The organism is Pseudomonas rossensis (assembly GCF_039888995.1).
Taxonomy (GTDB): domain Bacteria; phylum Pseudomonadota; class Gammaproteobacteria; order Pseudomonadales; family Pseudomonadaceae; genus Aquipseudomonas; species Aquipseudomonas rossensis.
In genome coordinates this window covers 1-10,154 of sequence record NZ_JBBWCB010000169.1, presented here as the reverse complement: position 1 = coordinate 10,154, position 10,154 = coordinate 1, and the positions used below count along the sequence as shown (strand labels likewise).

The 10,154-nt window shown below is 57.1% G+C and carries 10 protein-coding genes; 2 read left to right on the top strand and 8 right to left on the bottom strand.

Translation table 11 applies throughout. The features are described 5' to 3' along the window. Window positions 1–365, top strand: a 365-nt coding sequence (locus WLY71_RS27190; protein WP_347806016.1) for a hypothetical protein, incomplete at its 5' end; no start/stop codon positions are given. Window positions 366–784: 419 nt separating this feature from the next. On the opposite strand, the gene chrA is transcribed toward WLY71_RS27190, so the two are convergent. After that, complete coding sequence (gene chrA, locus WLY71_RS27185) at window positions 785–2,143, bottom strand: chromate efflux transporter (protein WP_347806015.1); 1,359 nt, start codon at window positions 2,141–2,143, stop codon at window positions 785–787. Continuing rightward, window positions 2,136–3,080, bottom strand: coding sequence for a chromate resistance protein ChrB domain-containing protein (locus WLY71_RS27180; protein ID WP_347806014.1), 945 nt, complete (start codon window positions 3,078–3,080; stop codon window positions 2,136–2,138). The genes chrA and WLY71_RS27180 overlap by 8 nt, the downstream gene beginning before the upstream one ends. Before the next feature lie 99 nt (window positions 3,081–3,179). Between WLY71_RS27180 and WLY71_RS27175 the strand changes: the two genes are divergently transcribed. After that, window positions 3,180–3,320, top strand: a complete 141-nt coding sequence (locus WLY71_RS27175; protein WP_347806017.1) for a hypothetical protein — start codon at window positions 3,180–3,182, stop codon at window positions 3,318–3,320. A gap of 49 nt (window positions 3,321–3,369) precedes the next feature. On the opposite strand, the gene WLY71_RS27170 is transcribed toward WLY71_RS27175, so the two are convergent. The 6 genes from WLY71_RS27170 to WLY71_RS27145 all read right to left on the bottom strand — a co-directional run. Then, the gene (locus tag WLY71_RS27170) at window positions 3,370–4,110 is read right to left on the bottom strand and encodes a Mut7-C RNAse domain-containing protein (protein ID WP_347806013.1); all 741 of its coding nucleotides are present in this window, start codon (window positions 4,108–4,110) and stop codon (window positions 3,370–3,372) included. 262 nt (window positions 4,111–4,372) lie between these two features. Then, the gene (locus tag WLY71_RS27165) at window positions 4,373–4,798 is read right to left on the bottom strand and encodes a GNAT family N-acetyltransferase (RefSeq protein WP_347806012.1); all 426 of its coding nucleotides are present in this window, start codon (window positions 4,796–4,798) and stop codon (window positions 4,373–4,375) included. 419 nt (window positions 4,799–5,217) lie between these two features. Next, window positions 5,218–6,597 carry a J domain-containing protein gene (locus WLY71_RS27160; protein WP_347806011.1) on the bottom strand — a complete coding sequence of 460 codons (1,380 nt, stop codon included), beginning with the start codon at window positions 6,595–6,597 and terminating at the stop codon, window positions 5,218–5,220. A gap of 6 nt (window positions 6,598–6,603) precedes the next feature. Next, window positions 6,604–8,295, bottom strand: a complete 1,692-nt coding sequence (locus tag WLY71_RS27155; RefSeq protein WP_347806010.1) for an Hsp70 family protein — start codon at window positions 8,293–8,295, stop codon at window positions 6,604–6,606. A gap of 441 nt (window positions 8,296–8,736) precedes the next feature. Continuing rightward, on the bottom strand, window positions 8,737–9,750 hold the full coding sequence (locus WLY71_RS27150) for an acyltransferase family protein (protein ID WP_347806009.1): 1,014 nt from the start codon (window positions 9,748–9,750) through the stop codon (window positions 8,737–8,739). 138 nt (window positions 9,751–9,888) lie between these two features. Continuing rightward, window positions 9,889–10,154, bottom strand: a 266-nt coding sequence (locus WLY71_RS27145) for a hypothetical protein (RefSeq protein ID WP_347806008.1), incomplete at its 5' end; no start/stop codon positions are given.

Genomic DNA, 10,154 nt, shown 5'->3' with positions numbered 1-10,154 from the left:
GTGGTAATGGTGGTGGTCATGGGGGCGGAAACGGAGGTGGTAATGGCGGTGGCCATGGCGGCGGTACAGGCGGCGGTCATAGCGGTTCAGGTCACTCCGGCAACTCTGACAGCAACGGCCGCGGTAATGGACTGTCCAGCGATCATGCCGGCAAGGCTGTTCGCGACCGTGGCGAAAGCGGAAACCACTACGGCAGTGTTCGCAATAGTGATAGCGGTCATGGCCAAACGACTTCAGGCATCGCCCACTCCAAAGATACTCGCGGCTTAGACAAAGCCAGAGCAGTCTCGACCTCGACTCCAGGTGATCACAACACGAAAGGGTTGAGCAAAGCCGGGACTTCGGTATCGAAAAAATCGCACTGATCAGCCATAACGGCGGATAAAGAAGTCCAACAGACTCAATTGCAAAGTCTGCCGCACGCTTGGGCTCAATTGGACTTCTTCGGTGGGTAGTTACCGCGCAAGCCCCCGGACCGGGTGCCTGTTTTGCAGGGCAGGGCAGGCACTACCGGGCGAGATCTGGGTTGGGGGTTGGAGCGGCTCCGGGGTTGAGGTTGTTTGCTCATTGTGTGCCTCCTGACTTTTCAGGGTTTCGCGAAGGCCTCCTGATAAAGCTTAGTTGCTGGCTGCGATGGTCTGCATCGTTCGGCAGTGGGTGAAAAGGCTGCAAGCGACCAAAACCCGCAGCACGTAACCCCAAACAAAACGGGCGCCCGACAAGGCGCCCGTTTTTGTTTGTTTTGCCGCCTGCGCCCGCAAGCGCCGGCTGATCACATCCTCTCTTAGCGCAGCAGATGCACCGCCAAGCCGACGAGCGCGCAAGCCATCAGCACCTGAATGACGCCCCGTTTGAAGCGGAACAAGGCAATTGCCGCCAAAATGGCGATCAGTGCAGAGGGCCAGTCGAGGTTGCTGCTGAAGCCCTTCGGCCACAGCACGTGATAGCCGAAGAAACATGCCAGATTGAGGATCACTCCAACCACCGCCGCTGTGATTGCGGTAAGCGGTGCAGTGAACTTGAGTTCGTTGTGGGTCGATTCCACCAGCGGGCCACCGGCGAGAATGAACAGGAACGAGGGCAGGAAGGTAAACCATGTCACCAGGGTGGCTGCGAGAGCCCCGGCCAGAAACACATGATCGGCGCCGAACACTTGTGAGACGTACGCTCCAACAAAGCCGACGAAGGCCACCACCATGATCAGCGGCCCTGGTGTGGTTTCCCCCAGTGCCAGACCGTCGATCATCTGAGTCGGGGTAAGCCAGCCATAGTGACCGACCGCTCCTTGATAGACATACGGGAGGACTGCATAGGCTCCGCCAAAAGTAAGCAGCGCGGCCTTGGTAAAGAACCAGCCCATCTGGGTCAAGGTACCTTCCCAGCCAAAAAGCGCGGTCAGGACTCCCATCGGCAACGCCCACAGCGCCGCGCCGATGAGGGCCAGCAGCGCCAGTTTCATCCAGCTGAACCGGGCATGTTCCGGGGACGGGGTGTCGTCATCGATCAAGGCCGGGCCGAAGGACTTTTTGGCAGCGCTATGGCCCCCGGTTCTGAACTTCTCAGGCGCCAGACGCCCTCCGACATAGCCGATTAACGCTGCCCCCAATACGATCAGCGGGAAAGGAACATTGAACGCGAAGATCGCGGTAAATGAAGCTGCTGCTATCGCCCACAGCCAATTATTCTTCAGCGCCCGAGTGCCGATCCTGTGTGCCGCCTGCACCACGATGGCCGTCACGGCAGGCTTGATCCCATAGAAGAGGCCGGCCACCACAGGCACTTCGCCGAACGCGATGTACATCCACGACAAAGCGATGAGGATGAACAGTGAGGGCAGCACAAACAACACTCCGGCGATCACTCCGCCCCAGGTTCGATGCATCAGCCAGCCGATGTAGGTCGCCAATTGCTGAGCCTCTGGCCCAGGCAGCAACATGCAATAGTTGAGCGCATGGAGAAAGCGTCGTTCGGAGATCCAGCGCCGACGTTCTACCAGTTCCTGGTGCATGATCGAAATCTGCCCTGCTGGCCCGCCGAAACTGATGAAACCGAGCTTCAACCAGAACCGGAATGCCTCACGCAAGCTGATCGCCTCCGGCCTTGATAGGTTCTCTTCAGCCGTTGATGCCAACACCTTACTCATTGGGTTGTTCCTCTTTCACAAACTCGGCGAGCAGTCCGTCGAAGATAGCGCTGGCAGCAGCCAGCAAGTGGTCGTCATGGGCAATGGTTTCACGCAGTCCTGCCAGCACGCGCTCGATGCCGGCAGCCTCCAAAGGCTGAATGCCGCCGATATCGAGGTAGTGCACCAACGCCGCGATGCGGTTCAGGCCGGACTCTTGAAGCTCAAAACTGGCTTGCAGGGTTTCGAAGGTCACGCGATTGCCGACATGACTGAAGGTCGCATCATCGAAGTCGAAGCCCAGCGCGTCTGCCGGACAGTCATGTGGCGTATTCAGCCAGAGGATCCGAGCCTCAGGATCAATGAAGCGCCGAATCAACCAGGCGCAAGCCAGACGATCAACCCACGGACGCTTACGTGTTGCCCAGACACGACGTTGATAATCACCACGGTTGAGTGCCGTTATGGGCTCGTCGCGGCTATGTGGTTCATCCGCAGCCAACGCTCTGCTGACAGCCGTCTCAAGCTCCTGCAAGGCTGAATCAATCTGCTCCTTTGGCTTACCTGGGAAATAATCGATGTGGGTGAGCTGATCGTAGTTTTTGCGCAGCTTGCGAATTTGTTTAGTGGTGGCCAATGCGCTTTCAGGATTGAGCTGCCCACGGCACTCTTCAATCTCTGCGCGTAGCTTGCTGTAGTCATCGCTACGGTCGAACAACTCGACAAAGCGCTCACCCTCCGGATCGACCACGGGCAGGATGTAAACAGTGCCATTGATAGAAAGGATGTCGCGCTCGACAGACGCCAGAACATCGCGACAGACACCGGTATCAGGCAACAGATAGGCACCATCGCGCAAAACCGCCGCACCTGAGGCTTTCAGAGCACGCCAGGCTCGCATGCGCTCGGTGGCATTCGCGGTAGGTAAAGCGAGAATCAGAGTCAGCCAGTTTTTCATGTAGAGGTCGCTATTTATTTTGTTGTTCTTATTACATTAACTGTGGTTTTGGCGTTTGGAAAGCCATCCTTAAAATCTGGGATTTTGGCGATGCATTAAATGGGGATTGATTTGTTTAGTGAGGCCGAAGAGATCAATCGGCATATCCAGCAGATCTACGACGAGGCGCGGCTGGTCGAAAGCTGGCCAGCTCTGCGCAAGAAGACTCAGGCCGGCTTTCGCACCTCTCGAATGAACTGAACGGGCTGGTGGGGCGCTTCAAGTCGTAGAGGCGGCCCGATGCGCTCGGCTATCGGTCCAGCAGAGGTGCCAGCAGTGCACACATGCCGCGCCAGTGCGAACCCTCCCAGTAAACCCGTTGGCAGGCGTTGCAGCGCAGGAAGTGCGAATAGAGGATGCCAACGCGTGGCGGCACCTGCGACCGGGCCAGTTCCGGGCTGATCTCGTGCAGCGGCAGGTTGCAATGAAGGCACAGGCTGAATGGCCGCGCGCTACGCGCCAGGTCGAGGCGCTCGTACAACTCGCGCAGCTGCAGCGACGGTTTCAGGGCATGCACGTAACAGCCGTGGCTGATGATCCGTCGCTTGAGCAGTTCGCGGTCACGGGTTAGCACGATGCGTCCTTGCTGCGCAGCGATCTCGGCGATCTCGCCATCCTCGAAGCCATTGTCGTAGAGGGTGTCGAAGCCGCTCATGCGCAGCAGGCTGGCCAGCCCGCCAAGGTGCGCATCAGCGACGAAGCGCAGCACCCGTAAAGGTTGCGCACGAACCTTTAGCAGCGGGCTGATGTCCAGTGCTTCGAACTTGGGATACACCGCCAGCCGGTCACCGTCGAAGATCATCCGCTCCAAGCCCACCGACTCGCCGTTGAGCAGCACTAATTCGACCTCCGTGTGCGGTATCCCGAGCGCCTCGATCATGTGCTTGACCGTCGCTCCTCGCGCGCACTCGCAGGTGAAGGACTGCCGCCGCCGTTCGGCCGGCAGGAAATCGTTGAGCTCCTCGTAGAAGCGGAAGGTTGCGCGGGTCATGCTGAACAGTATGGCAGGGCTGCAGGATGAGCGAGTCTAGCCCGGACATCTTCTCCGGCAGGCCCCAAACTACGAAACGCCCGCTGAACGATTTAGCCAATCTGTTGCATCGACCGGTTGAATCTACAACCCATAGCGGACCTAACCGGTTTCTGAAGCTGCGCGAAGCCTGGAGCAGAGTCTACCAACGACTAACCCGCAGAGCAGCTGCATTATCACCAGGCGTTGGGATCTACGAGAGCAAAATCAACTAAAAACGCTGTTAGCACAGCGTCTTTTGGTAATAGAGTCGAGTATGTCCTGGCGGGTAATCTGCCAAGCGTCCGAACTCGGAGTACCCAAGTTTTCGATAAAAACCTGGCGCTTGAAAGCTGAAGTTCTCTAGCCAAATTCCAATGCAGTTCTTCTTTTGCGCGATATCTTCGGCCATGCGCATTAATCGCTCCCCGATACCCTGGCCCCGCATCTGTTCAGGAACACTGACAAGATCGATGAGTAGCCATCGATAGGAGATCTTCCCGTACAGCCCGCCAATGACTTCGTCCCTGTCAGGGGCTCGTAGCAGCAGAGCAAATGTTTCATGCGCGTCGTCTCCGCCGTTAGTCAGATTATGGGCCAGCAGCGGGGTCAGAATGGCGAGGCGCTCTGCCTCCGTTACATTTTCTGATAGTTGGATTTGTGCAGACATGGTGCTCTCCCTGAGCGTTTTGCAACCGGGTCAAAATGGTATCCGATTCGCGTCATCCATAATGACTCGGCTTACACAGAATTTAGTTGTGTTGCATCGACCGGTTGAATCCATAGCCGATACCAGTCATCCACTCCTGGAGCGTAATGAGCGACTCCCTAACGAGCTTACCGGTGGTCTATGTCGGTTGATATAACCTCAGGCCCCTCGTCTGGCATCCAGTCGGATTGCCCACGCATCCACTTGAGCATGCCCAACCAAAAAATCGACGAATGCCCTCGTTTTGGCAGGCAGTAACTTTGACACAGTGCTTGCCGGTCTCCAGCACCAGACGCGTTGTTGAGCGGGGCTCCCGTTGCAGCAGCCGTTGGCCTTCCAGTTCGTCCAGTCGTACGGATCTGTCTGCGCCCTGCGTGACCCTAAACCACCGGTTTCATATGCCAATAGACCCAACCTGCCATCGTCGCCACGGCCACCAAAACGAGAACACCTTCGCGCTTGAGCACGTGCCAGGGCAACCGATCGACTTTCAGCTTGATGGCTCGTAATGCCCGAGCGGGCAACGAGAGCTGTCCGCCGCTCAGCGCAGCATTGGTGAAATAAATCGTGCCCAGGAACACCACCACGGGGCTCATCCATTGCAGCCACAGCACATGATCGGACCAGGCGTAAGCCACGACTGCCGGTATTGCACTGGGGAGGATGTGGCGCAGCACCAAGAGCCCGGCGCCTTGCCGATACCATCCCCGCGGGAGTAACCATCCACTGAGCAGCACATCCAGCTGCCCCAGCCTCACGGCCACCATGGCCCACACCTGGTAAGCCTTCAGGCCGACCCACATCACCGCCATCATGAAGATCGGCATAAGGACCGAGGTGACCAACCCGGTATTTTTCGACGACCCGGCCAGCAGCGAAACCACCAGTAAAGCAGAGAGCGCCAGCCACAAGAACAGGTAGACCCCTGAATAGTGGGTGGCCGGCAACCAGTCCCGCCAGTTGTCCAGTGGCTGCAGCCCGAGACGTTGGGGCACCTCGGGGTATTGGTATTCAATGTCCTGGGCGAGCTGTGAAAAGCGTTGCCAGTCGAGGCTGGTAAAGTAATCGGCCATTTCACGACGGTGGCGGTCACTCATGGGTTTGAGCAGCAAGGCGGCGGCCTGCCCGTGGATTTTCTCGGCATCGAATCTGGCCAGCTCGCCGCGCACGGTTGCCTCCATGGCCTGCACCTCGCACCGCCGGATCAGCCTGTCCCAACGCCAGTATTCGCACGGTAACGTGCCCTGTTTTTCGTCCCATCCCATGATCTGGCACACGCCATCGAAGAACGCTGGCGACCAATGCGGGGCGGACTCGAGCCAAGCCAATACATCTTGCTCGAACCGCTGGCGGTGTTCGAAGGATATAAGCCAGTCGCTGGCCAGCCAGGCGCGCAGCGCGTCCATTACCTGCCGGTCTTTACCGTCGGCCAGCCACTGCTGCATCTGCCCAAGAGACGGTTCTGGAGGACGGGTTGAGCTATCGACGCTGTCCACAGGGATGGCCAGCGAAGGAACTTCGTCCGCCTGGGGGCATTGCGGGCCGAGTGCGCTTACGGCTAACGGGGCATCAACGATTTCCTCATCCGCCTTCGCGCGCCAGCGAGCCTCGGCCAGCGAAGCTTCATAGGCTTCACGCAGGCGCTGGAACGCATCAGGGTTTTCGTCTGGACGATGGGTTTTGAGCAAGCGCGCATAGGCTCGCTTGATGCTGCGTTCGTCCGCGTTCGGCGTTAGGCTGAGTACTTGCCAATGGTTCATGGGGGCTTAAACCTCTCGCTCGAAATGACCCAGGCGCTGAGTAATGTCGCTGCGGGCTTCGCGTATCTGACGTTCGTCCTGAGTGTCGAGCATTTGCTGGAAATGGAACGCCAGCCCGGCAATATGCTGCCGGCCATCGCCCAGGCTTTCCTGATACAAGCGGTCCAGCCGGGCCAGCAGCAGCGTATTGATCTGCTGATCGCGGGGGTGCACTTTGAGCGCTTCGAGGGCGGCGAGCCGCTGGGCAATTTCTTCTGGGGCCAGTATGCCGGGGTTGTTCTCGATGACCAGTCTGCGGGTTTCGCCGTTGATGGGCAGGTGCACCTGCGCCTCGAGCAAACCGTTGTTGTCATAGGTGAAGCGCACCTCCAGGGTCACTTCACCGGCCTTGCGCGGCGGCACGGCGATTTCCAACTGCCCCAGGAAAATATTGTGACTCACCAGCCGGTTTTCGCCCTGATAGACACCCAGACTGACCACTTTCTGATTGTCAGTGAGGGTGGACACAACGCGGGAACGGCTCACCGGCACCACCGTGTTACGCTCGATGATCGGCAGGTAGTGGCCGCTTTGAAAACCCGCCCCCACCTGAACCGACGTTTCGATGCCCAAGGTATAGGGGCATACATCGGTCAGCACCACTTCTTCAAGGGAAGCATGACGCGCCATTAGTGCCGCCTGGACCGCCGCGCCCTGCGCGACCACTTCGTCCGGGTTGAGCTGCATCGACGGGATTCGCCCGAAGAGGGCCGCCACCAGCTTGCGCACCAGCGGCATACGCGTCGTGCCGCCCACCAGCAATATCTCGTCGAGGTCCGCGACTTTGATCCGCGCATCGCGCAGTGCGCGTTCGATCGGCGCACGCAAGCGATCCAGCAAGGGACGGAAGATGTCCGCAAGGTCGCCCTGGGTCAGTTCGATGCTCCACTCGCGCGGTTGCTCGCGCAGGGTAAAGCGTGCGGTCTGTGCCTGTCCCAGCACATGGCGAACCCGTTGCGCTTCACGCCGCAACCGTTGTGCAATGGCAGGGAGGGCCGTGTCCGGCAAATCGGCGGCGCCGATTTTTGCGATGAAATGCTCCACGAGCAGCTCATCGAAGTCTTCACCGCCGAGGAAATTGTCGCCGGCGCTGGCGCGAACTTCCATGACGCCTTCAAACAGCTCCATGATGGATACGTCAAAGGTGCCCCCACCGAGGTCGAACACCAGAAAGGTCGTTTCGTTTCGCTGTTGAAGGCCGTAGGCCAATGCGGCGGCGGTCGGTTCGTTGACCAGTTTTTCAATTTTCAACCCGGCCAGCTCACCAGCGACCCGCGTCGCCTTGCGCTGAGCATCGCTGAAGTACGCAGGTACGCTGATCACCGCTTCGTGAACAGGCTCGCCCAAGGCACGCTCGGCGTCGGCCTTGAGGCTGCGCAGCAACATCGCCGACAGTTCTTCCGCGCGGTAGGCGCGCCCACCGAGCCGCGTCTCACGGGCGCTGCCCATGTAGCGCTTGAACAGCGACGCGGTGAGTTGCGGATGGGTGTGCAACCGCTCGCGAGCGATATCCCCGACAACCAATTGGCCATGATCATCGAGACCCACGACGCTCGGCGTGAAGAGGTTGCCCAAGGCATTGGGGAGTATCCGGGCCTGTTCACCATCCCACGCAGCCACGAGGCTGTTGGTGGTGCCCAGGTCAATACCAATGATCACAGTCACTTCTCCTTAAATGACGCGGCCAAGCGGTAGAGTGCATGGGTCGCAAGGTCAGTCATGACCGTTGTACCGGAGGTACACAAGTCCATGGACGGAGTTATCGGCAGGGCAGGCGGTAGCTTTAACCACGGCTGCATGCGTTTGCTTGTGGCGGTAGCTACTGCCGATCAGCCGGCCAAGGAGGCGTTCTATTTCAGATGCGAAAAGCCTGTCTGTGACAGTGGATGATCGTCGGGTATCGGCCCATGCCGCGCATACGCGAAGGACATCAATGCCGAAATCTCATTCAGCACTTCGAGGAGGTCTGTATGTGAGTTGGTGAAAAAGCCTGATATCTACCAAAAAAACATCTTCCAAAGTACAGGCTTTTTAGCGGGGACGACCGTCCACATTTAGCCGGATTGCTTCCTGTCGTGAAGGCCGCAATCGACTGTGGATTCAACCGATCGATGTAACAGATTGGCTAGCTACTTTTTTGGCAAATCTCTTACCAAAAGCAATCCACCATTTTTCATAATAGAAGGTCGAGATGTGCGCGGTGATAAAAATGGCGGCGAACAACAAAGGGCGCTTCAGATATTTTATGACGGTATCTCCGCTACCCAGCCAAGTATGTATTAGCAGTGGATGAACAACGTAGAGAGCGTACGAGATGGTGGCGATATAAAATAGAGCGCGATTATTCAGCATCTGGGCAATTCGTGTCCGACTATTTAGTAACGTGCTCCCCACCATTGCTGCGGCAAGATAGGGGCGGAAGTAGTTCATGAAGCCCGCAGCGGGATGACAGGACAAGACAAACAGGAGGCATAAAAATATTTGCGCGACCCCCGGTGGTGTCGGAAGTTTGTCAAGGATGTTGCCCAGTCTATTGTTGTATATCAGTGCCAGTATGCATCCGGAAAGTATTTCATCAATGCGGTAGTAAGTGTTGATTGCGACATGCACATCATTCATGACCCGGTACATCGTGACGGCGATGCAGAGAACAGGGATCAGCAGCACCCACTTGTTTCTCATCAGAACTACCAGCAAAGCGATGGCGAAATAAAACTGGACCTCCATGCACAAACTCCATAGGTGGCCGTTTACATTGCCAAGCCACATAGGCGGCCAGTTGGCAACGAACAGAAAGTTTGCGATGTAGAACTCCGGAGTGCTGTTCATGACAGGTAAAGCAATGAGCATGTACAACCAGGCGAGAGGCACAACCCGAAAGATTCTGCGGATTAAAAAATCAACGACGCTGCTGTTGTTGAGCAGAAAGTTTGTTATCAGGAAACCCGATAACGTAAAAAATATAGCCATTCCCATAACGCCTGCGGCGGCATTAAATTGCCAAGGCTTTGGGCTAAGTGGTAGCAGGTGGCATGCCAAGACAAGCAAGATGCTTATGCCGCGCCATCCATCAAGTACGCTGAATCGAGAGCCCGCTACTGAACTACTGTTCATATTTGCATCCCGCTCTTGGGTCGATAGGGGGCATTCGATAAAGGCAGTGCTGCGTCTGAAGACTGTCTGAATTCATATAAAAATCCAGTAGTTGCAGCGGTGAAAAATTCAAGAAATCAGACCATTTAAGCCTGTAGTCTAGGACACCTTTTGCACTTTACACTTCACGCCATGAAAAAATTCCAGACGCGAGGAATTCGCTAAATGACTGGGTTTTTGACGTTGTTTGTTTGACGTTGCTTGATAGCATGGCGCTAAGTGAATCGCCCACTTTTGGTAGATACCCTGTAAGCGCTCCATGAAGCCCACATTCCAAGCCGAAACCTGATGTCCGATGCTGTGCTCCCGATTTCTTTCTGGAGCCAGTCCGTCATGATGCGTCCCGACGCCAAAGTCGAAAAAGT

What these genes read in the sequence shown, in the direction of transcription:
- WLY71_RS27180 (WP_347806014.1), bottom strand. Translation starts at nt 3,080, where the DNA reads ATGAAAAACTGGCTGACTCTGATTCTCGCTTTACCTACCGCGAATGCC.
- WLY71_RS27175 (WP_347806017.1), top strand. Translation starts at nt 3,180, where the DNA reads ATGGGGATTGATTTGTTTAGTGAGGCCGAAGAGATCAATCGGCATATC.
- WLY71_RS27170 (WP_347806013.1), bottom strand. Translation starts at nt 4,110, where the DNA reads ATGACCCGCGCAACCTTCCGCTTCTACGAGGAGCTCAACGATTTCCTG.
- WLY71_RS27150 (WP_347806009.1), bottom strand. Translation starts at nt 9,750, where the DNA reads ATGAACAGTAGTTCAGTAGCGGGCTCTCGATTCAGCGTACTTGATGGA.
- WLY71_RS27165 (WP_347806012.1), bottom strand. Translation starts at nt 4,798, where the DNA reads ATGTCTGCACAAATCCAACTATCAGAAAATGTAACGGAGGCAGAGCGC.
- chrA (WP_347806015.1), bottom strand. Translation starts at nt 2,143, where the DNA reads ATGAGTAAGGTGTTGGCATCAACGGCTGAAGAGAACCTATCAAGGCCG.
- WLY71_RS27160 (WP_347806011.1), bottom strand. Translation starts at nt 6,597, where the DNA reads ATGAACCATTGGCAAGTACTCAGCCTAACGCCGAACGCGGACGAACGC.